The following is a 21,106-nucleotide window of genomic DNA, read 5'->3' as shown; positions in this document are numbered from 1 at the left end:
TGCTGTGGTGCTCTACGGGGTTCCGACGCCGCAGCGGCGCGACGCGCGGCGCAACCGCTCGGCGATCGTGCGCGCGGCCAGCGAGCTGATGCTGAGCCGGGCCGCGGTGCTGATGCCCGAGGTCGCGCGGCGCGCCGGCGTCGGGCAGGCGACGTTGTACCGCCACTTCCGCGACCGGCCCACCCTCGTCGACGCGGTGGTGGTCGACCAGCTCGCCCGCTTGGAGGCCGACGACTCGCGCGGCTTCCGGGAGCTGCTCGCCTCGGCCCTGCGCCTGTACGCGGTCGTGCGCCCGCTCAGCGCCGCGCCCGACGGCCTCGACCGGCGGCTGGCCGCGGCGCTGGCGCCCGCGCTGCGCCGCGCGCAGGAGCAGGGCCGGGTGCGGCCCGACCTCGTGCCGGACGACCTGGCCCTGCTCTTCGCGATGCTGTCGGGGGCTTGCGGGGGTGGTGAGCGCGCGATCGCGCTCCTACTCGACGGTGTGTGCCGTTAGCGTCTGCCGCTGGCGCCCCAGGCCCTCGATCTCCAGCTCCACCACGTCGCCGGCGCGCAGATACGGCTGACCGGGCAGGCCCATCGCGACTCCCGCGGGCGTGCCGGTGTTGATGACGTCGCCCGGGTACAGGACCATGAACTGGCTGACGTACCACACGAGGTGCGCGACGTCGAAGATCATGTCGGCCGCGACCTCGTTCTGCCGCGCCTCCCCGTTGACCCAGGAGCGCAGCCGCAGCGCCGGCACGTCGAGGCCGTCCGCGGTCACCAGCCAGGGGCCGAGGGGGTTGAACGTTTCGCAGTTCTTGCCCTTGTCCCACTGGCCGAGGCGCTCGAGCTGGAACTCGCGCTCGGAGACGTCGTTGCTCACGGCGTAGCCGGCGATGTGCGCCGCGGCGTCGGCGGGGCTGTCGAGGTACCGCGCCGCCGTGCCGATGACGACCGCGAGCTCCACCTCGTAGTCGGTCTTGACGCTGGCCTTCGGGATGCGCACGTCATCGTCCGGCCCGACCACGGTGTCGGCCGCCTTCAGGAACACGATCGGCTCGGAGGGCGGCTCGGCCCCCGACTCGGCGGCGTGCCGCGCGTAGTTCTGCCCGATGCACACGATCTTGCCGATGGCCGCCACCGGCGGCCCGATCCGGGTCCCGGCGGGGACGTCGAGGCGGGGGAGGGTGCCGAGCGCGGCGCGGGCCCGGTCGAGTCCGCCGCCGGCCAGGAAGGCTCCGTCGATGTCGCCGGTGACGGCCGACAGGTCCAGGTATGTCCCGTCCTCGGCGACCACCACGGGCCGCTCCTCACCGGCGTTGCCGATCCGCGCAAGTCTCATGCCGGCCAAGCTATGCCCGAGATGGTCAAGTGGTCAAGCCAATTGGCCCGGCTCCGGCGGCGGCCGCGATGCGCCGCAGGTGCTCGGTCATCGCGGCGCGGGCGGCGTCGGGGTCGCGGCGGTCGATGGCGTCCACGATCGCCGCGTGCTCGGCCGCGGTGCGGCGCAGCACGCCCGGGCGGGTGGCGGTCACGGCCCGGCTGACCCGGCCGAGCGCCGAGAGCGTCTGCAGCATCGTGGCGAGCAGCGCGTTGCCGGCCGCGTCCGCGACCAGGCGGTGCAGCGCGACGTCCGCGGCCACCCGGTCCGGCTCGGCCAGCGCCGCCCGCATCGCCGCGACCTGACCCGCGTCCGCGCGCGAGGCGGCGAGCGCGGCCAGGGCGGGCTCGATCAGCAGCCGCGCCTCGAACAGCTCGTCGACCGTGCGGCCGCTGAGCGACATCACGAACTGCAGCGGCTCCAGCAGGGCCGCGGTGTCCAGGGCCGCCACGTAGGTTCCCGACCCGTGCCGGCTCTCCAGGATGTTCAGGCTGACCAGCGATCGGATCGTCTCGCGCAGCGTGGGCCGGCTGATGCGCAGCATCTCGCTGAGCTCCCGCTCGGCGGGCAGCCGCTGCCCGGGCACGAGCCGGCCGTCGACGATCATCTCCTGGATGAGCCGCACGGCCTCGGCGGCGGCGGAGGAGCGGTGGACCGGGGTGAACTCGGCGGTCACGGGTTTCTCCCAGATGACTTGGTGGCCTGGCCAGTTTAGGGCGTAGCCGCGGTTTGGCACCGGCCTCTATCGTGACCGCATGGAGCTGCCAGACGGACGTCTGCCGGAGTCGTTCGGCGCGCCGGCGTTCCCGGAGCCGAGGCCGTTCGAGATCGGCTCGCCCGCCCGGCCGGTCACGCCGCCCGAGACTCCCGCCCCGCCCCCGATGCCGTCCCCGCCGGCCGCCCGGGCCGCGACGCGCGGCAAGGCGGCCCGCAGGCCCGCGAGCAAGGGGGCGGTCAACAAGGGGGCGGTCAACAAAGGTGCGGTCACGCGGCCGCCCGCGGTGCCTGTGCTGCAGCCGCCGCCGAAGCCCGCGGCGCGCAAGGCCGGCCCGGCGGCCGTCGCCCTCGTCGTCTTCGCCGTCATGGCCGCGATCATCTGCTGCGCGGTGGCGCGCAACGCTCGCGACGACGCCGCGGGCGGTGCGCCCGGCGAGGCCGCGACCACGGCTCCGGCCCGGGCGGTGGAGGCGGTGGCGGCGCCGCCCGAGGTCTCGGGCCCCTGCCCGGCGATCGGGTACCTCGGCGCCGACGAGCTCGGCCCGGACGCGGTGGACGCGCGGCGGGCGGTGCAGCTGGCGGTCAGCCGGCACAACGAGAGCGGTTCCCCGGCATGCACGGTCCGGCTGGTCGAGGCCGACACCGCGCACGGCGGCCCGCAGGAGGCCGCCGCCGCGCTCGCCCGGTTCGGCGACGACGTCATCGGGGTCGTCGGGCCGCTGCGCGACGCCGACGTGTCGCTGCTGGGCCGCGACTTCGAGCGGCGGGACCTGCCGTTCGTCACGCCGTGGTCGGGCGACCCGGCCTCCGCGACGCTGGGCCTGACGGCGTTCCATCGCCTGTACCCGACCGACCTCGACGTCGCCGACGCCGCCGCGCGGCTGCTGAAGACCAGCCTCAAGGCCCGCAAGCTGTTCGTGGTCCGCCACAACGACGTCGCCGACCAGCGCATCGCCGACCGGCTCCGGCGCAGCGTCGACGTGTCCGTCGTGGCCACCGTCCAGGTCGAGGCGGCCGCGAAGGACTACCGGGCGCTCGTCGAGCGGATCCGGGCCTCCGGCGCCGAGGCGGTCTTCTTCCGCGGCGCCCCGGACGAGGTGGGCTACCTGACCATCGCCCTGCGCGCGGCCGGCTTCGGCGGGCCGGTCGTCGGCGGCGAGGCGCTGCTCGATCCCGCCTACGCCCAGCTGGTCGCCCAGGCCGGCACCAACACGTTCGCGCTGTGCGGCTGCGCGGACGCGGCCGACGAGCCGTTCCTGGCCGCGTTCCGGCGCACGTTCGGCGCGGCGCCGGGCCGGCACGCGGCCGCCGCCTACGACGCGGCCACGCTGCTGCTCGACGCGATCACCGCCCGGGCCGGCTCGCGCGCGGACCTGCGGGCGGCCCTCGCGCGCGGCCCGTTCAAGCTCACGCAGGGCACGTTCGCGTTCAACGTCAACGGCGACCTGGACCGTTCGTCGGTGGTCGTGCACGTGTACCGCCCGGACACGGGCACGACCACGAAACCCGCGATGCTGCCGGTGACCGCGATCCGCCTGGCCTGAGGCCCGGCGGATCGCGGGGCTCACGAGCCGTTCACCTCGAGCTCGTAGATGCGCGTCGCGCCGTCGACCTGGTTCGGGGTGGTGACGCTCAGGCGCACGTACCGCGCACTGCGCGCGGCGATCGCGTGGGTCGTCACGCCGTCGGCGTTCGCGGTGACGGTGACCGCGGTGCTCCACGTCGTGCCGTCGGTGCTCGTCGCGATGGTGAAGGCGCGGGTGTCGTACGCGCCCTGCTCCCCGCCCGCCCAGGCGTGGCGCACCACGAAGCGCCGCACGGTCCGCGCCGAGCCGAGGTCGAGCTGCAGGCTCGCGCCCGCGACCCCGCTGCACCACTTGCTGTTGCCGGACACGACCCCGTCGACGGCCTTCGCCGCCGCCTCGGCCGCGGCGCACGGGGCCGAGCCGGTCGCCGCGGCGCCGAGCGCGAGGTTGACGCCCGGGAAGGCGCCCGCCTCGTCGGCGATCGCGATGTCGTCGACGTAGCCGCGGAACGGCCCGGTGCCGCCCGGCCGGTCGAACCCGACGTCGATGCGCGACACCGTCCGGCCCGCGAGCCCGCCGAGGCTGACGCGCACGAGGTTCCACTGGTTCACCACGAGCCGCCCGCCCTCGCCCTGCAACTGCGGGTGGGCGCGCACCCCGTACTGGTCCACCGCCCCCGAGTCGCGCAGCGCCGAGCCGTCGGTGAACTGCAGGTCGACGGCGACGAACGTGCCGGTCGCCTGCTGCGGGTAGATCCAGTACGACAGCACGCTGCTCGCGCCCAGGGGTAGGTCGGCGGCGAAGACGCGCTGGTAGGAGTACGACTGTGTGGCCGAGTTGTCGGAGCCGGAGTACATCAGCGCGCTCGTGCCGCTGTGCGCGACCTCGGCCCGCGGGGAGGACTCGGCGGCGGTGAGGGCGCAGCAGTACCCGCCGACGCCGATCGCCGCCGCCGCGCTGTCCGCCCACGTGGGGGCCGCGTCGGACGGCTCGAACGCGGTGGCGAACAGCGGCCAGTCGCGCCCGTCGCCGAGCACCGGCTCCAGGGCGGTGTACCAGCGCACGGCCATCTTCGCGTAGCCGGTGTCGTTGGGGTGCAGGGTGTCGTTGAGGTCGCTCGCGCTCAGCCCGCTGAGGTCGGCGATGCGCGTGCGGGCCTTGCCGGACAGCACCCCGGGGATCGCGGCGTTGAACGTGGTGATCCGCGACTGGATGGTGGCGTCGAGCGCGGGCACGATCTTCGCGACCACCACCGTGGCGGAGGGCCGGTCGGCGAGGATCTGGTCGACCAGGGCGGCGAGGCGCTGCGGGGCCGTGGCGACCTGGTAGTTCTGGTTCATGTCGTTGGTGCCGATGTGCAGCAGCACCACGTCGGGCTGGTAGGTCGCGAGCCAGCCGTCGATGTTCGCGGCGATCTGGTCGATGCGCCAGCCCGAGTGGCCCTCGTTGTCGGGGTCGGGCAGGGCGCCGGACTGCTGCGAGCCGACGAAGTCCACGCCGAAGCCGGCCTGGGTTGTGAGGCGGTTCCACAGGGCGGCGCGGTAGCTCGAGGTGGTGGGGCTGCCGACGCCCCAGGTGATCGAGTCGCCGAGCGGCATGATCTTGATCGGGCGGCCGGTGACGGCGGCCGTGGCGGCGTGGGTGGGCAGGACGACGGCGGCGGCGAGCAGGAGGAGGACGACGAGTAGGCGGCGCATCGGGAACCCCCAGGAAGGCATGGTATCGACCAGCGTCGCTGTAGGTGCAAGCTTTGTCAACCATTGACAAAACCCCATCCGTTCATGCCCGGTTCATGCGGTAGCGAGCTGATGTTCATCGATGTGATCGTGACGTGCGCCGCATTGTCGGGCCGCGGGTGGTCGGGGTCGCGGGCGGTTGTGCGGCACGTGCTAACGTCCGGCGACAGGTACCCCGACTCGACGCGGCACGCCGCCCTGACCTGCTGTGATGGGCCTAGATGACGACCGTAGAACCATTGTTGGTGGTCAGCGTCCACGACGTGGCGCCCGCGACCGCCGACGAGACCGCCCGCTGGTGCGCCGACGCCGACGCGCTCGGCATCCCGGTCTCGCTGCTGGTGATCCCCGGCCCGTGGCGCGGGATGGCGCTGGCCGAGCACGGGGACTACGCGGAGGTGCTGCGCGACCGCGCCGCCCGCGGCGACGAGCTCGTGCTGCACGGCTGGTGCCACCAGGCCGGGCCGGAGGGGCGCCCCGTGCGCCGTGCCGTCGGCCGGGCCGTGGCCCGCGGTGCCGCCGAGTTCGCCGCGCTCGACGAGGGGCAGGCCGCCCGCCGCCTCGGCGACGCCAAGGAGGTGCTCGACCGCCTCGGGCTGCGCACCACCGGCTTCACCCCGCCGGGCTGGCTCGCCTCGCCGGCCGCCGAGCGGGCGCTGGCGGGGGCCGGGTTCCGGTACACCACCGACCACTTCGGCGTGAAGGACCTCCGCGGCGACGGCCCCACCCGCGCCCGGCGCGGATTCGCGCTCTCGCACCGCCCCGGGGGCACCGGCGAGCGGCTCGGCGCGGCGGTCCTGCGCACCGGCGCGGCCTGGGCCACCCGCCGCCGCGGCCTGGTGCGCGTCGCGCTGCACCCCGACGACCTGCACCAGCCGCGCCTGCGCGACGACACGCTGCGGGCCATCGAGGGCGCGCTCAAGGCCGGCGCCCGCGCCACCACCTACGGCGCCGTCCTGGACGCGGCGGCGTCGTGAGGATCGTCCAGCTCGCGAACTTCTACACGCCGGTCTCCGGCGGGCTGCGCACGTGCGTGGAGCAGACCGGGCGCGGCTACATCGCGGCCGGCCACGAGCGCGTCACGCTGGTGCCCGGCACCGAGGATCGCGACATCACGCTGCCCGACGGCCGCCACCTCACCGTGCGCAGCCCGCTGCTGCCCGGCACCGGCGGCTATCGGGTGCTCACCGCCCGCCGCCGCGTGTGCGCGCTGCTGGACAAGGTCGAGCCCGATGTGCTGGAGGCCAACGACAAGCTCAGCATCGGATGGCTCGCCCCGTGGGCGCATTCCCGGGGTGTACCGCTGGTGCTGGTCTCGCACGAGCGCATCAACGCCATCCTGCGCACCCGGGTGCCGCGCTGGTTCCCGCTGGACGCCGCCGCCACCGCGGCCAACCGCCGCCTGCACCGGCTCGTCGACCACATCGTGCTCACGTCGGCCTTCTCCGCCGCCGAGTTCGAGGTCTTCGGCCGGGAGAAGATCCACCGCGTCCCGCTCGGCGTGGACCTCGACACCTTCACGCCGGTCGAGCACGAGCCCGGCGTGCGCCTCGTGACCGTCACCCGCCTGTCCACGGAGAAGCACCCGGAGCTGTCCATCGAGGCCCTGCGCGAGCTGCGCCGCCGCGGCGTGCCCGCCACCCTCGACGTGATCGGCACCGGCCCGCTGCAGCGCCGCCTGACCCGCCTCGCCGAGGGGCTGCCGGTGCGCTTCCTCGGTCACGTGGCCGAGCGGGGGCGCCTCGCCGAGCTCGTGGCCGGCGCGGACATCTCGCTGTCGCCGTCGCCGGCCGAGACCTTCGGCCTGGCCACGCTGGAGTCGCTCGCGTGCGGCGTGCCGGTGGTGGTCCCGTCGAAGGGGGCCGCGGGCGAGCTGATCCTGCGGCCGGAGTCGGGCCGGGTCACCGACGGCACCGCGCACGCGCTGGCCGACGGCGTCGAGTCGCTGCTCAGCGCGCCGCCGCAGCGCCGTCGCTCGGACGCGCGGGCGGTGGCGGAGCAGTTTCCGTGGTCGGCGACGGTCGGCGGTCTGCTGGAGGTGTTCGCCCGGGCGACGGGGCGCCAGCGCGTCCCGTAGCGAGCAGCGCCACGCCCGCGACGAGCATCCCCGCGACGACGACCTGGCTCCAGGGCCACCACAGGGCGCCGCGCCAGCCCGCGTGGAAGACGGTCGCGTCGAACAGCGCGCTCGCGAGCGGGTCGGCGATGCTGATCGCGGTCAGCGCGGTGGGCAGCGAGCCCGCGGCGAACGCGTCCTGGGTGAGCAGGGCGCTGGCCGTGGTCGAGGCGGCCAGGGCCAGGATCGACCAGTCGTGGGCGAGGCCCCGGACGCCGTCGCGGGCCAGGGTGTCGGTGACGAGCACGACGAACACGGCGGTCAGGCACGTGCACACGCCGGCCGCGACCCCGGCGAGCGCGCCGCGCAGGCGCGCCTCGGTACGGGCCGGGAGCAGGTGCGCGCCGACGACGAGCGCGACCATCACGCCCGCGGCGAGGCCGACCGCCGGGGGCACATCGGTGCGCCGGAGGTCGTGCGGTACCGACGGACGCGCCACGACCAGGAGGGCCAGCCCGGCACACACGGCGACGGTGCCGAGCCAGGCCGTGGCCCGTGGCCGGCGGATCGTGAGCAGCGCGAACAGCAGCTGCGACACCAGCAGCGCCTGCACGATCGTGAGCGATCCGAGGTGCAGCGCCAGCGCGTGCGCGGCGAACGCGACCAGGTTGAGCACCCAGCCCGCCAGCCACCAACGATCCCTTACGAGCGTCCGGATGAGCAGGAACACCCGCACGGGCAACGCGCGATCGTGCACATCCGGCGCTGCCCGGCGAGCCGCGCGCTGCTGCATGGCCGCCGAGCAGGCGAACATGGCGGCAGCCAGAACCGACAGCACGACAGCGAACATGATCAGGGGTTGTACCGCAACCGCACGACCACCCGGCTACCAGCACATGGCCACGCGGTGTTCACAGGAGTTGGGTTCAAGTTCTAGACTCAGCTCATGCTCATCCGGCCATGGCAGACAGGCGACGAGCACCTGGTGGCGGCCGCCGAGCGGCACCTGTCCGCGCGCAGCATCGACCGGCGCTTCTGCGTCGGCAGCGGCGGGCGGCTGCCCGCGTTCTACCTGCGTCATCTGGAGGGCGGCCCGCGGCCGGAGTGGGACGCGCAGGTCGCGCTGGACGACGGCGGGCAGCTGTGCGGGTGGGCCGAGTACGGCCGCCGCCCCGCCTGCTCGCCCGCCGCCGACCTGGCCGTGCTCGTCGCCGACCCGTGGCAGCGCACCGGCCTGGCCACCGCGCTCGTGCGCGCCCTCGTGCCCCGCATGGCCGCGGCCGGCGTGCGCACCGTCCAGGCCGACGTGACCGGCGCCAACGCGGCCAGCAAGGGCCTGATCCGCGCCCTCGCCGGCCCCGGCCTGCGCCCGACCTACCAGGACGGGATGGTCCACTACGCCTTCGATCTGGCGGTCGTACCGTTCGCGCCGGTGACCGTCTGACCCGACGCGGCCGCCCGGTCGATCGCCGCGCCGACCGCGCCGACCCGGTCCGCGAGCAGCCCGACCGCGCCGACGGCCCGGCTCATCGGGTCGTCCTCGGCGCCGCCGAGCGCCTGCGCCCGGCGATAGGCCGCCTTGACCTCGGCCCACCGCTGCTCCCGCTCGGGGGTGAGGCGGCCGCGCAGCTCGGCCAGCTTGAGCAGGTTGGCCTCGGCCCCGGCGGTGAGCGTCTGCGCCTCGCCGGCGTAGTGGTCGTCGATGGCCGCCTCCAGCTCGGCGTCGTTCATGACCGGCACGACCCGCTCGGCGAGCTTGTTCATGTTGCGGTACGAGCCCTGCAGCAGGAACGGCGGCTCGGTGCGGGACGCGTCGGCCTGGGCCGCGGAGGCGATGTACGCGCGGTTGGTCGCCAGCACCACCTCCTGCACCCGCAGCAGCTTGCGCAGCACGGCGAGGATCCGGTCCACCTCGACCGCCGAGTACGGGTGGGCGAGCTGGTCCGGCCGCACGGTGCCGTCGCCGCGGGCCAGCCGCACCAGCAGCTCGACGTCGCCGCGGTCCCGCGCGGACAGCGGGGCGAGGACGGTGTTGGAGGTCAGGGCATTCTCGATGTAGCTCAGCGCGAACACCTCGTCCCGGCCGGTCAGCACGTCGCCGAGGTTCCACACGTCGGCGCGGTTGGCCAGCATGTCGGGGATCCGGAAGCGCTGCCCCGACTCGGTGTACGGGTTGCCGGCCATGCACACGGCGAACCGCTTGCCCCGCAGGTCGTACGTGCGCGTCCGGCCGTTCCAGACGCCCTCCATGCGCCGCTGGGCGTCGCACAGGGAGATGAACTTCTGCAGCAGCTCCGGCGACGTGTGCTGGATGTCGTCGAGGTACAGCAGGACGTTGTTGCCCATCTCCAGCGCGAAGTTGACCTTCTCGATCTCCAGCCGGGCGGTCGCGTTCGGCGCCTCCGCCGGGTCCAGCGACGTCACGTGGTGCCCGAGCGCCGGCCCGTTCACCTTGACGAACGCCAGCCCCAGGCGGCTGGCCACGTACTCCATCAGCGTCGTCTTGCCGTAGCCGGGCGGCGAGATGAGCAGCAGCAGGCCCATCTGGTCGGCCCGCTTCGCCTCGCCGGCCGCGCCCAGCTGCCGGGCCAGGTTGTCGCCGATCAGCGGCAGGTACACCTCGTCGAGCAGCCGGTTGCGCACGAAGGCGCTCATCACCTTCGGCCGGTACTCCTCCAGCCGCAGCCGCTCCCGCTCGCGGGCGGCCAGCTCGTTGCGGCGGCGCTGGTAGGCCCGGAAGGCCGGGACGCGCTCGAGCCGGAACCGGCGGGTGCGGGCGAGCACCTCGTCCAGCCGCAGCTCCATCCGGCGCCCCTCGACGCGCGGATGGGTGCCGAGCAGCCCCTCGACGGTCGCGGTGAGCTCGGCCGCCGACTCGCGCCGCGGCAGCTGGGAACCGCAGAGCACGATGGCGGCGGCCTCCTGCAGGTCCGGGCTCTCCGGAGCGAACGAGGTGAGCCACGCCGACACGAGCTGGCGGCGGGCGGCCAGATCGCCCTCGAGGGCCCGCAGGTCCTCCGCGAGCTCGTCGGACGGCACGGCCCGCCGGAACCGGTCCAGCAATGCCCGCGCGCCCGCGCCGGTGACGAACCCGAACGGCGAACCGCTCAGCTCCTCGAACAGGTACTCGGCGGCGAGACCCGAAGCACCCATCGACTGCTGCAGCTCCGCGCACAGCTCGCCGACCGCGGCCGAGGGCCCGAACGCCGCCCGGGCCCGGGCCAGCGACCGCGCCCGCCGGGTCCAGGCCGCTTTCGCCTCGTCGCCGGCGCCGAACGCCCAGAACAGCTGCGCCTCCGCCCGGTCCGCCCCCGGGTAGCGCAGGAGCCCGGCCCCCGCGTGCAGCCGGAGCAGGGCCTCGAGGATCAGGGCCGCGTCGTGGTCGTGGACGCCCCGCTCGTAGCCCTCGTCGTACCGCTCGTCGGCGAAGCGCCGCACCAAATCGAGGAGGTCGCCGTCGGCCGGCCCGGTGCCTTCGAGGACCAGTGCGGCGAGGTGCTCGGCGCGGTACACCTCGGGCGACTCGGAGGCGACGAGCTGCCCCCAGAACGGGCGCGCCGCGGCGATCTCCGGGTCGTCCACCGGTGCGCGGTAGTCGGTCGCGGTCACGGTGAACGCGAGCCCGTCGCCGTGCGGCACGAGCGTGAGGTCGATCGCCTGGGTATTGACGGCGAACCGGTGGCGGCCGAGGCGGATCAGGTCGGCCGAGCCGTCGAAGAGGTCGATCCGGTCCCGCAGCAGCCGGCCGGCCTCGAGCCGGGCCCGCTGGACGCGGCCGTCCAGCTCCTCGGCGCGGACCTGGTCGCCCAGCTCGCGCAGCTCGCCGGCCAGGCGGCGGACCCGCGCGACCATCGGGTCGGTCGTGAAGTACGTGTTGACCTCGTCGGCCGACGTCATGGCGGCGACCCGCCGCCCGACGCCGGCGAGGATCCGCTCGGCGGACTCGGCGAGCCGGTCGGCACGGCGGGCCCGCTCGTCCAGCAGCGCCTGCCGGCGGGCCGAGAACGCCTCGTAGACGTCGGTGCGCTTGTCCGCGAGCTGGGCCAGGAAGTCGTCGAACTCGCCGAAGCGGGACTCCAGGTTCTCCAGCTGCAGCATGAGCCGGCCCAGCTGCTCGTCGCAGCGCTCGGGGGTGCCGGCGTCCGCGAGCGCGCCGGTGACCGCCTGCCCGAGCAGCGCGAACTCGGCCGCGAACTCGGCCCGGCCCTCGACGGCGAGCAGCTCGCGGCGGCGGGCGTCGAGGGTGGCCCGGGCCCGGTTGACGCCGCCGAGCACCTCGCCGATGCGGGACAGGATGCCGACGCGGACGGTGGCGTCGGCGATCTCGAGGGAGCCGACCACCTCCGTGACGATCTGCAGCGCCTCCGCCTGCGCGGCCAGCCGCTCGCCGACCGGCGCGGCGTCGGCCACGGTCCGGATCGCCTCGGCGTCGGCGACCAGGCGCTCGACGCCGGTGTGGTACGCGGCGAAGGCGTCCTCGTGCTGCAGGAACCGCACCGCCCGCTGGGCCGCCGCCGTGAGCTCCGCGCCGAGGCGGGCCTGCAGCGCGGCGACCCGCTCGGTGTCGACGTAGCGCAGCTCGGCCAGCGGCACGAGGGAGCCCTGCGCGCGGCGCAGGTCGGCCAGGCGCCGCACCCAGGCGTCGGTGTCGGCGGGCGTCTCGCCCTGGGAGCGGCGGATGAGCGACTCGATCCGCTCGCCCTGCGCGCCGAGGGCGGCGGCCGCCTCCTCGGTGAGCGCCCGCACCCGCTCGAACTCGCCGAGCACCTGCTCGGCGGTGTCGCGCAGCTCGGTGAGCGGGTGTCGCAGGTCGCCGAGGTCGGCCTCGCCGAGCCAGTGGTAGTGGTCGAAGGCGCGCCGGCACGCGGCGATGATGGCCTCGAAGACCGCCGCGGACGGGGCCATCTCGGCGACCATCCGGGCCACCGACAGGGCGTCGGAGATGCCGCGGACGAGGTCGGCGTTGCCCACCCGGTCCAGCGGCCCGGTCCCGATCGGCTGGGCGGCGGCGTACGTGTCCGACTGGTACGGCGTCTGCCAGACCTGCATGGTGTGGACCCGGGCCGGCTCCTCGGACTCGGCGCGGAACACCACGAGGGTCCCCTCGTCGAACAGCGAGTAGCCGTGGCACACGATCGGGTTCTCGACCGCCTTGCGGATGACGTTGTACGGCAGCAGCAGCGACCGGCCGTCGGCGCGCGCGTGGAAGACGTAGAGCACGTCCTCGCCGTTGACGGACCGGATCACGCGCTCGAACTCGAGCTCGGCCACGTCGGTGTCGAAGGTGCGGGCGACGCCGGTGGCCAGGTAGTAGCCGCCCGGGAAGATCAGGCCCTGGTCCTCCGGCAGGCGCTGGCAGCCCTGGCCGATCCCGTCGAGCCGCACGACCGCCCGGGTCCTCGTGTTGAAGACCAGAAAGCGATGGGCGTTCTCCTTGTACGGCCTGATGCGCAGCAGCACCAGGGCGCCGATGCGGGCGTAGCTCACGTCGGCGTCGGCGAGGCTCTGCAGCGGCTCGTCGACCGGCTCCCGGTAGATGCCCTCGCCGGTCTCGGTGTTGTTCTCCACCTTGACGGTCAGGTCGCCGCCGACGGTCTCGACGAACACCACGTCCTCGATGGAGATGTGCGGGTGCCGGCCCAGGACGTGCTGCTCGCGGCCGACCGGCGTCCACTCGAAGTCGTGCGACGGCGGGAACACGTGGTCGCGCTCGCCGCGGTTGTCCACATAGGACACGGTGCCGTCCGGGCCGACGGTCCAGCGCAGCACCTTGATGTCGTCGGTGCGCGGCCCGGTCTGGAAGACCGCGAGGAGCTTGCCGTCGAGGCGGCGCAGCTGCAGCAGCCGGGTGTCGCGGTAGTACTTGTAGACCTCGCCGAACTCGCGCAGCAGCCGCGGGTCGCGCAGCAGCGCGGCGTCGTCGTCGCCGCTCGGCCGGTCGAACCGGAACGCGTCGCCGTCGCGGGCGAAGCGGTGCACCGAGAACACGTCGTCGACCGTCGTCTCCGGCTTGAGGCCGATGAAGACGTTGTACCCGAACAGCATCAGGCCGCCGACCGACACGATGTCGCGCGGGACGCAGTTGTGCTCGGTGCGGATGCGCTCGGTGCCCAGCAGCCGCAGCTGCGCGCCCCCGAACACCTCGGTCCGCCGCGCGTTGAGGGCCTCGGCCCGGCGCGTCAGCTCGGCCGCCTGGGCGGCGAGCCGGTCGCGCAGCACCTCGTAGGTGCCGGCGTCCAGGCTCGCCGCCGGGGCCGCTTCGGTCTTGTCGCTCACCGCCGCGGTCGCTCCGGTCACCGCTGGGCCGCCGCCAGGGCCGCGACCGGCTTGTCGGCGATGCCGAGCCGGTGGGCCGTGTCGAGCAGGTCGCGCAGCTTGTCCCCGTCGGCGCCGCCGCGCTGGATCTGCTGGGCCAGGAACGCCGACAGCGTCAGGTTGGACACGTCGGCGGTGCTCATCGAGCCGAGCACCCGCCCGAGGTCGCCGACCAGGTCGCCGTTGCCGTTGAGGTAGGCCGCGCCGACGCCCTGCACGACGTCGGAGTGCTGCACCAGCCCGTCGATGCTCTTGCCGAGCGTGATCGAGCCGAGCAGCTTGTCGAAGAAGACGCTGTCGCCGCCGACGATGTCGATGTTCGCCTTCTCCAGGCCCGCGGCCAGCACGAGCGCCTGCTGCTCGGCCACCTGCCGGTGCACGTCGATGCCGGCGAGGCGGATCTCCTTCTCCATCTCCAGGCGCAGGCGGTACTCCTCGTGCCCGCGGGACGCGGCGTCCATCGCGGCGATCGCGGCGGCCTTCTCGGTGAGGCCCTCGGCCTCGCCCTTGAGCTTGTCCCGCAGCGCGTCGGCGAGGGTGATCGCCTTCTGCCGCTCGACCGAGGCCTCGGCCAGGCCGGCCTTCTCGATGGTCTCGGCGTGGGCGACCGCCTTCTCCCGCTCGACCACGGCCTCGGCCCGGCCGACCTTCTCGATCGCCTCGGCGTTGCGCTCGCGGACCAGCACGTCGGCCAGGCCGGCCGCGGCCGCCTCGGCCTGCACGCCCTCGGCCAGGCGGATCTTCGCCCGGGCCTCCAGCTCGGAGGTCTGCTGGCGGGCCTCGGCCAGCACCAGCTCCTCGCGGGCCCGGAACTTCGCCGCCTGCTCGGCCGCCTCGGCCGCCTTGATCCCCTTGACCAGGTTCTCCTGCGCCTCGGCCTCGGCCGCGATGATGACCGCCTGGCGGGTGCGCTCGGCCTCCTCGACCACGCGCAGCCGCTTGATCTGCTCCTCCTGCTCGGCGACGGTCCGCTCGACCGCGATGCGCTCCCGGACGACCTCGGCGATGGCCCGCTTCTCGGCCTCGACCTCCTTGTCCTTGGCGATCGTGCTCAGCTCGGTCTCCCGCTGCCGGGCGATGACCTCGAGCATGCGGTCCTTCTCGATGCGCTCCGACTCGATCGCGATGACCCGCTCGCGGTTCTTCTCGGCCACGGCGATCTCGCGCGACTTGTTCTCGTGCTGGATGCCGACCTGCTCGTCGGTGCGGATCTCGGCGGTCTGCGACTTGAGGCGCTCCTCGGCCCGGACCCGGGCGGTCTCGGCGTCCTCGCGGGCCCGCAGGGTGTCGACCTCGCGCCGCTGCTTGATCTCCGCCTCGGCCTGCCGGCGCTCGAGCTCGAGGATCGCCTCGCGCGCGTCGACGTCCTGGCGCTTGATCTCCTTCTCCTCGGTGCGCCGGTACTCGTTCGTGCGCACGTGCTCGATCGCGGTCAGCTCGGTGATCTTCCGGATGCCCTGCGCGTCGAGGATGTTGGAGCCGTCGAGGCTCGACAGCGGCGTCTGCTCGAGGAAGTCGATGGCCGCGTCCTCGAGGCTGTAGCCGTTGAGGTCGGTGCCGATGACCCGGACGATCTGGTCGCGGAACTCGTCGCGCTTGGTGTAGAGGTCGACGAAGTCCAGCTGCTTGCCGACGGTCTTGAGCGCCTCGGAGAACTTGGCGTTGAACAGCTCCTGCAGGGTCTCCTGGTCGCTGGCGCGCACGGTGCCGATCGCCTGGGCGACCTTGATGACGTCCTCGACGGTCTTGTTGACCCGCACGAAGAACGAGATCCGGATGTCGGCCCGGATGTTGTCGCGGCAGATCAGCCCCTCCCGGCCGGTCCGCTCGATCTCGATCGTCTTGACCGAGATGTCCATGACCTCGGCCTTGTGCAGCACCGGCAGCACGACCGCGCCGGTGAACGTGACGTCGACCTTGCTGACCTTGGAGATGATCAGCGCCTTGCCCTGCTCGATCTTGCGGAACAACCGGCTGATGGCGACGAGCACGCCGATCGCGGCGAGCACGACCACGCCGAGCACGACGAGGAAGCCGGTGGTAAGAACGGTCATGAAAGCTCCCTGTGTCCGGGGGTGGGTCCAGTTGGAGCGGGGACGACCCAGAAGAACTCGCCGTCCCGGTCGTATTCGTAGATCACCGCGACGCTGCCGGCGGTGAAGGTGTCGGCGCCCGTCTGGCGAACCTGGACGATCGCGCTGGAGCCGTCGTCGGCGGTGACCTCGGCCTGGCCGAACGACTCGGTCACGGTGCCGGTGCGGATCACGCACGACCGCCCGACGAACGCGGTGCGGGAGCCGCCGCCCGTCGCCGGGGTGAGCCGCCGCAGCGGGATCGCGGCCAGCCGGGCCGCCAGCCAGCCGGCCGCCAGGGCGACCAGCAGCACGGCCACCCGGGGCAGGGCGCCGCCGGTGACGGACGCGCCGGCCAGGCTGACGAGCCAGGCGACCGGCACGAGCACCGAGAGCCCGACCGCGACCGGCGCCCCGAGCAGCCCGTGCCCGACGTCGAGCAGGTCGTGGTCGGCGCCGCCGAGGAGTACGACGAGCCAGTACGCGATGACGAGGACGAGCAGGACAGTGAACAGGACGGTTGGGAATCCGAGAATCGCGTCGAAAAACTCCATCTGCCCCTCTCGTCTCCCATCACTCGCGTGTCCGAATGGTGACAGGCCGCGTCAAGACCATGTTCGCGATAGCGTGCGGGCATGAAGGCCGCCGACCGGGTCCCCCTGGGCCGCACGAGCCTGTCGGTGACGCGGCTCGGGCTCGGCCTCGCCTCGATCGGCGGCCTGCGGGCGCCCGTCTCGCGCCAGGACGCCCGCGACACGATCGACACCGCGTGGCGCCTCGGGGTGCGGCTGTTCGACACCGCCCCGGTGTACGGCTACGGCCGCTCCGAACGCCGGGCCGGAGAGGCCCTGCGCGACCGCCCGCGCGACGAGTACGTCCTGTGCACCAAGGCCGGCCGCGTCATCGAGCCCGGCGGCCCCGACGGCCAGCCGATCTGGGCCGACCCGCCGCCGGGCGTGGGGCCGCGCCTGGACTTCACGGCCGAGGGCGTGTACCGCTCGCTCTCCGACAGCCTCGACCGCCTCGGCCTGGACCGCGTCGACGTGGTGCACGTCCACGACCCGGACCTGGACTACGCGACCGCCCTCACCGCGGCCTTCCCGGCCCTGGACCGGCTGCGCCGCGCCGGTCGGGTCGCGGCCGTGTCGCTGGGCGTGAACCACGCGGACGTGGCGGCCCGGTTCGTCCGCGAGGCCCCGGATCCCGGTGTCGACTGCGTCATGCTCGCCGGGCGGTACACCCTTCTGGACCGTTCGGGTGCGGACGAGCTGCTGCCGCTGTGCCTCGAGCGCGGCGTGGCGATCCTGGCCGCCGGGGTGTACCAGGGCGGCGCATTGCTCGACGAGACGTCCCCGGAGGCCCGCCGCATCCGCGAGACCTGCGACCGCCACGGCGTGCCGTTGCCCGCCGCCGCGGTGCAGTTCCCGTTCCGGCACCCCGCGGTCGCCGCCGTGGTGGTCGGCGCGCGCTCGGCCGCGGAGATGGAGCGGAGCGCGGCCCTGCTCGCGCACCCGATTCCCCCGGCCCTGTGGGAGGACCTGCGGTGACGAGGACCGGCTCTACCACCGCGACGAGGGCCGCCCGGCCGGGCCGTTGCGGCTCGACGGGGTCTGGCCGCCGGCCCTGCGCTCGCTCGACCTCACGGCGGCGGCGCTGCCGGCACGCGACGACATCCGTGGACGTCTCCGGGACCGCCACCACGGGCGAGGGGCGGGCGCGGTTCCGCGCCGAGCACCCCGATCTCACGCTGCTCCCACGGGATAAATAGCGCGAAACGGTCGAACTTTTCACGCGCGCAGCAAAAGTTATCGACATCTCGACGGAAGTCCCCTAGCGTGTCGTGGCATATCGACGGTCGTCGGTTCCGCCAGTGCCGACGAACGCCTCGATGACCCGTGCCCGTCTTCGGCGAGCGCGCGCGGGAGTCCGTGACCGGCTCCTACCCCTTGGAGCGTTCCGTGAAGCGATGGACGACCCTCTTCGCCGTGCTGCTCGCGGGTGTCGGCCTGCTGCCGGCGATCCCCTCCGCGGCCGCGGTGCCACCGCAAGAGCCCGGCGTCACCCTGCGCGTCTTCGACCTGCAGACCCCGCAGAGCTCCATCTGCGTGCTCAAGTCCGGGCAGACGCCCAACGTCGACAAGCTCATGCCGACCGTCAACTGGACCACCGCCGCCGACTTCGGCGGGCTGGAGGACTACTTCCAGGCCCAGGTCATCGGCAACGTCAACATCCCCAGCGCCGGCACCTACGCGTTCCGGCTCACCAGCGACGACGGCTCCCGCCTGGCCATCGACGGCGCGAACGTCATCGGCAACGACGGGCTGCACGGCGCGACCGCGGTCGAGGGCAGCGTCGCCCTCACGGCCGGCTACCACGCGCTGCGCATCGACTTCTTCGAGCGCACCGGCGGCCAGCAGCTGACCCTCGAGTGGCGGCCGCCGGGCTCGAGCGCCTACGCGCTCGTGCCGAACTCGGTGCTGAGCACCGATGCCGGGGTCGTGCGCGTCACCGCCCCCGGCCGCAAGGAGTGCGAGGGCTCCGCCGACTCGCCCGGCGACGGGCTGCCGCTGGCGTCGGTGCACCCGGGGTACACCCTCACGAACCTGCGCCCGAGCGGCTTCAACCCGCAGGTGAGCGCGATGGACTGGTTCCCCGACGGGCGCCTGGCCATCGCCACGTGGGGCGGCAGCCTCAACACCACCGGCGAGGTCTACATCCTGCGCAACGTGACGGGCGCGACCTCACCGTCGCAGGTGCAGTACACCCGGATCGCCTCCGGGCTGAAGGAGCCCATGGGGCTCAAGATCGTCGACGGCATCATCTACGTGTCGCAGAAGCACGAGCTGACCGAGCTCACCGACACCAACGGCGACGGGCAGATCGACCGCTACCGCACGGTCGCGACCTGGCCGTTCGACGGGAACTTCCACGAGTTCGGGTTCGGGCTGCTGTACCAGGACGGGTACTTCTACCTGAACCTGTCCGTCTCCATCAACCAGGGCGGGGCGACCACCGAGCCGCAGGGCTCGCCGAACCGGGGCACCAGCCTGAAGATCAACCGCTCGACCGGCGCCGTGCAGTACGTCGCCGGCGGCCTGCGCACCCCCGACGGCATCGGCTGGGGACCGGCCGGGGAGCTGTTCGTGACCGACAACCAGGGCGGCTGGCTGCCCGCGTCGAAGCTGGTGCAGATCAAGCAGGACCGCTTCTTCGGCCACTACACCAACCCCGACGGCCCGTTCGACGGCCAGCCGGTCACCCAGCCCGTGCTGTGGCTGCCGCAGAACGAGATCGCCAACTCGCCGAGCACCCCGCTGGTGCTCCACAATGGACCGTACGCCGGGCAGCTGGCGTTCGGCGACGTGACGTACGGCGGCATCCAGCGCGCCTCCTTGGAGCAGGTGAACGGCGAGTACCAGGGTGCGGTGTTCCGCATGACGCAGGGGCTCGAGATGGGCGTGCTGCGCATCAGCGAGGGCCCCGACGGCGCGATCTACGCGGGCGGCCTCGGCGCCGGGGGCAACTGGGGCCAGGAGGGCAAGCTCACCTACGGCCTGCAGAAGATCACCGCGAACGGCGCGAACGTCTTCGACTTCAAGGCGATGCGCGTCAAGCCCGGCGGCTTCGAGCTGGAGTACACCCAGCCGGTGTCGACCGAGACGGCGGCCCAGCTGGCCTCGCGCTACACGTTCAAGCAGTGGCGGTACGTCCCCACGCCGGCCTACGGCGGCCCGAAGGTCGACGAGGAGTCGCTGCAGGTCACCTCGGCCACGCTCTCGGCCGACCGGCTGAAGGTCAACGTCCAGGTCGCGGGCCTCAAGCCGGGCCGGGTCGTCTACGTGCGCTCGCCGCGGCCGTTCACCTCGACCACGGGCCAGTCGCTGTGGAGCACCGAGGCCTGGTACACCCTCAACGCCCTCGCCGACGGCACGCTCCCGCCGACCGGCCAGCAGGAGGCCGAGTACTCGGGCCTGAGCGGCAGCGCCGGCGTCGCGACCGACCACAGTGGATACACCGGCACCGGCTTCGTGGCCGGGTTCGGCAACGCCGGCGCCGCGGCCACGTTCAGCGTCACGGCCCCCAGCGCCGGCTCCTACACCGTGGCGCTGCGGTTCAGCAACGGTCCCAACCCCTCCGCGGGGACGAAGACCGTCAGCCTGTACCTCAACGGCGCCAAGGTGAAACAGCTGTCCCTCGCGGACACGGGCAACTGGGACACCTGGGCGACGGCCACCGAGACGCTCCAGCTGCGCGCGGGCGGCAACGCGATCTCCTACCGCGTGGACAGCGGCGACATCGGCCACGTCAACCTCGACAACATCGCCGTCGCGCCGGCCGGCGGCGGGGGAGCGGCGGACCACACCGGCACCATCACCGGCATCGGCGGCAAGTGCGTCGACGTCAGCAACGCCGGCACCGCCAACGGCACGAAGATCCAGCTGTGGACCTGCAACGGCACCACCGCGCAGAGCTGGACCCGCACCGGCGACACGCTCCGCGCGCTGGGCAAGTGCCTGGACGTCGACAACGGCGGCACCACGAACGGCACGAAGGTGCAGCTGTACGACTGCAACGGCTCGGCCGCCCAGGTGTGGCAGGCCGGGGCGAACGGAACCCTGCGCAACCCGCAGTCCGGCAGGGTGCTCGACGCGGCCGGGGGCGCCTCGGCCGACGGCACCCAGCTGCAGATCTGGGACGCGGCCGGCGTACCGCAGCAGAGCTGGGTCCACAATGGAGTCTCCCGGGTGACCCTGTTCGACGGCGGCAGCCTGAACGCGTTCCAAAACGCCGACGGCACCGCCCCGACCTGGCCCGTCTCCGGCGGCTCGGCGGAGGTGCTGGGCGGGGACATCCGCACGAAGCAGGCGTACGGCGACTTCAAGCTCCACGTCGAGTTCTGGCTGCCGAACCTCCCCGCCGACGTCACCGGCCAGGCCCGCGCGAACTCCGGCATCTACCTGCAGGACCGCTACGAGGTCCAGGTGCTCGACACCTACGGCAAGGCCCCGCTGGCGAACAACGAGTGCGGCTCGATCTACCTCAAGCGGGCGCCCGACAGCAATCCGGCAACGGCGCCGGAGACCTGGCAGACGTACGACGTGACGTTCCGCGCGGCCCGCTGGAGCGGCAGCACGAAGACCGAGAACGCCCGGGTCACCCTCGTGTGGAACGGCGTCACGGTGCACAACAACGTGGCCGTCGACGGGCCGACGGGCGCGGGCGCGGCCGAGAGCCCGGCGGCGCTGCCGATCCGGCTGCAGGACCATGGCGACCCGGGCGCGAACGTGCGCTACCGCAACATCTGGATCGAGCCCGTGTGA

At 73.5% G+C, this 21,106-nt stretch carries 13 protein-coding genes and 1 pseudogene; 7 read left to right on the top strand and 7 right to left on the bottom strand.

Annotated features, from left to right (window positions below; all coding sequences use genetic code 11):
• Positions 1-7: 7 nt before the first annotated feature.
• Positions 8-493 carry a TetR/AcrR family transcriptional regulator gene (locus AC6JBM_RS28095; RefSeq protein WP_497977056.1) on the top strand — a complete coding sequence of 162 codons (486 nt, stop codon included), beginning with the start codon at positions 8-10 and terminating at the stop codon, positions 491-493.
• Here the strand turns inward: AC6JBM_RS28095 and AC6JBM_RS28090 are convergent.
• On the bottom strand, positions 470-1,324 hold the full coding sequence (locus tag AC6JBM_RS28090; protein ID WP_497977055.1) for a fumarylacetoacetate hydrolase family protein: 855 nt from the start codon (positions 1,322-1,324) through the stop codon (positions 470-472). The two genes, AC6JBM_RS28095 and AC6JBM_RS28090, sit on opposite strands and share 24 nt — an antisense overlap.
• Positions 1,325-1,349: 25 nt before the next feature.
• Positions 1,350-2,039: a FadR/GntR family transcriptional regulator gene (locus tag AC6JBM_RS28085; RefSeq protein WP_497977054.1), complete on the bottom strand. Its 690-nt coding sequence runs from the start codon at positions 2,037-2,039 to the stop codon at positions 1,350-1,352.
• Positions 2,040-2,118: 79 nt separating this feature from the next.
• On the opposite strand from AC6JBM_RS28085, the gene AC6JBM_RS28080 reads away from it, so the two are divergent.
• Positions 2,119-3,624 carry a branched-chain amino acid ABC transporter substrate-binding protein gene (locus tag AC6JBM_RS28080; RefSeq protein ID WP_497977053.1) on the top strand — a complete coding sequence of 502 codons (1,506 nt, stop codon included), beginning with the start codon at positions 2,119-2,121 and terminating at the stop codon, positions 3,622-3,624.
• Between the two features lie 20 nt (positions 3,625-3,644).
• Here the strand turns inward: AC6JBM_RS28080 and AC6JBM_RS28075 are convergent, their stop codons facing one another.
• Positions 3,645-5,324, bottom strand: coding sequence for a GDSL-type esterase/lipase family protein (locus tag AC6JBM_RS28075; RefSeq protein WP_497977052.1), 1,680 nt, complete (start codon positions 5,322-5,324; stop codon positions 3,645-3,647).
• A gap of 239 nt (positions 5,325-5,563) precedes the next feature.
• On the opposite strand from AC6JBM_RS28075, the gene AC6JBM_RS28070 reads away from it, so the two are divergent.
• Both AC6JBM_RS28070 and AC6JBM_RS28065 read left to right on the top strand, forming a co-directional pair.
• The gene (locus tag AC6JBM_RS28070) at positions 5,564-6,319 is read left to right on the top strand and encodes a DUF2334 domain-containing protein (RefSeq protein WP_497977051.1); all 756 of its coding nucleotides are present in this window, start codon (positions 5,564-5,566) and stop codon (positions 6,317-6,319) included.
• On the top strand, positions 6,316-7,419 hold the full coding sequence (locus tag AC6JBM_RS28065) for a glycosyltransferase (RefSeq protein WP_497977050.1): 1,104 nt from the start codon (positions 6,316-6,318) through the stop codon (positions 7,417-7,419). The genes AC6JBM_RS28070 and AC6JBM_RS28065 overlap by 4 nt, the downstream gene beginning before the upstream one ends.
• 52 nt (positions 7,420-7,471) lie before the next feature.
• On the opposite strand, the pseudogene AC6JBM_RS28060 reads toward AC6JBM_RS28065, so the two are convergent.
• Positions 7,472-8,191: pseudogene (locus tag AC6JBM_RS28060) on the bottom strand (DMT family transporter); the annotation flags it as partial.
• A 153-nt stretch (positions 8,192-8,344) separates the two neighbouring features.
• Here AC6JBM_RS28060 and AC6JBM_RS28055 point away from each other — a divergent pair.
• Positions 8,345-8,842, top strand: coding sequence for a GNAT family N-acetyltransferase (locus tag AC6JBM_RS28055; RefSeq protein WP_497977049.1), 498 nt, complete (start codon positions 8,345-8,347; stop codon positions 8,840-8,842).
• On the opposite strand, the gene AC6JBM_RS28050 is transcribed toward AC6JBM_RS28055, so the two are convergent.
• Genes AC6JBM_RS28050 through AC6JBM_RS28040 form a run of 3 tightly spaced genes read right to left on the bottom strand, consistent with a single transcriptional unit; the run spans position 8,794 to position 16,339 of the window.
• The gene (locus tag AC6JBM_RS28050) at positions 8,794-13,674 is read right to left on the bottom strand and encodes a DNA repair ATPase (protein WP_497977048.1); all 4,881 of its coding nucleotides are present in this window, start codon (positions 13,672-13,674) and stop codon (positions 8,794-8,796) included. The two genes, AC6JBM_RS28055 and AC6JBM_RS28050, sit on opposite strands and share 49 nt — an antisense overlap.
• Before the next feature lie 17 nt (positions 13,675-13,691).
• Complete coding sequence (locus AC6JBM_RS28045; RefSeq protein ID WP_497977047.1) at positions 13,692-15,767, bottom strand: flotillin family protein; 2,076 nt, start codon at positions 15,765-15,767, stop codon at positions 13,692-13,694.
• Positions 15,764-16,339 carry a hypothetical protein gene (locus AC6JBM_RS28040; RefSeq protein ID WP_497977046.1) on the bottom strand — a complete coding sequence of 192 codons (576 nt, stop codon included), beginning with the start codon at positions 16,337-16,339 and terminating at the stop codon, positions 15,764-15,766. The genes AC6JBM_RS28045 and AC6JBM_RS28040 overlap by 4 nt, the downstream gene beginning before the upstream one ends.
• 81 nt (positions 16,340-16,420) lie before the next feature.
• Between AC6JBM_RS28040 and AC6JBM_RS28035 the strand changes: the two genes are divergently transcribed.
• Together AC6JBM_RS28035 and AC6JBM_RS28030 are read left to right on the top strand one after the other, a co-directional pair.
• Positions 16,421-17,332, top strand: coding sequence for an aldo/keto reductase (locus AC6JBM_RS28035; protein ID WP_497977045.1), 912 nt, complete (start codon positions 16,421-16,423; stop codon positions 17,330-17,332).
• Between the two features lie 411 nt (positions 17,333-17,743).
• Positions 17,744-21,106, top strand: a complete 3,363-nt coding sequence (locus tag AC6JBM_RS28030; RefSeq protein ID WP_497977044.1) for a 3-keto-alpha-glucoside-1,2-lyase-like domain-containing protein — start codon at positions 17,744-17,746, stop codon at positions 21,104-21,106.

The organism is Dactylosporangium thailandense, assembly GCF_059739745.1.
This window is presented reverse-complemented; position numbering and strand designations above follow the sequence as displayed.

What these genes read in the sequence shown, in the direction of transcription:
- AC6JBM_RS28090 (WP_497977055.1), bottom strand. Translation starts at nt 1,324, where the DNA reads ATGAGACTTGCGCGGATCGGCAACGCCGGTGAGGAGCGGCCCGTGGTG.
- AC6JBM_RS28080 (WP_497977053.1), top strand. Translation starts at nt 2,119, where the DNA reads ATGGAGCTGCCAGACGGACGTCTGCCGGAGTCGTTCGGCGCGCCGGCG.
- AC6JBM_RS28075 (WP_497977052.1), bottom strand. Translation starts at nt 5,324, where the DNA reads ATGCCTTCCTGGGGGTTCCCGATGCGCCGCCTACTCGTCGTCCTCCTC.
- AC6JBM_RS28070 (WP_497977051.1), top strand. Translation starts at nt 5,564, where the DNA reads ATGACGACCGTAGAACCATTGTTGGTGGTCAGCGTCCACGACGTGGCG.
- AC6JBM_RS28055 (WP_497977049.1), top strand. Translation starts at nt 8,345, where the DNA reads ATGCTCATCCGGCCATGGCAGACAGGCGACGAGCACCTGGTGGCGGCC.
- AC6JBM_RS28045 (WP_497977047.1), bottom strand. Translation starts at nt 15,767, where the DNA reads ATGACCGTTCTTACCACCGGCTTCCTCGTCGTGCTCGGCGTGGTCGTG.
- AC6JBM_RS28040 (WP_497977046.1), bottom strand. Translation starts at nt 16,339, where the DNA reads ATGGAGTTTTTCGACGCGATTCTCGGATTCCCAACCGTCCTGTTCACT.
- AC6JBM_RS28035 (WP_497977045.1), top strand. Translation starts at nt 16,421, where the DNA reads ATGAAGGCCGCCGACCGGGTCCCCCTGGGCCGCACGAGCCTGTCGGTG.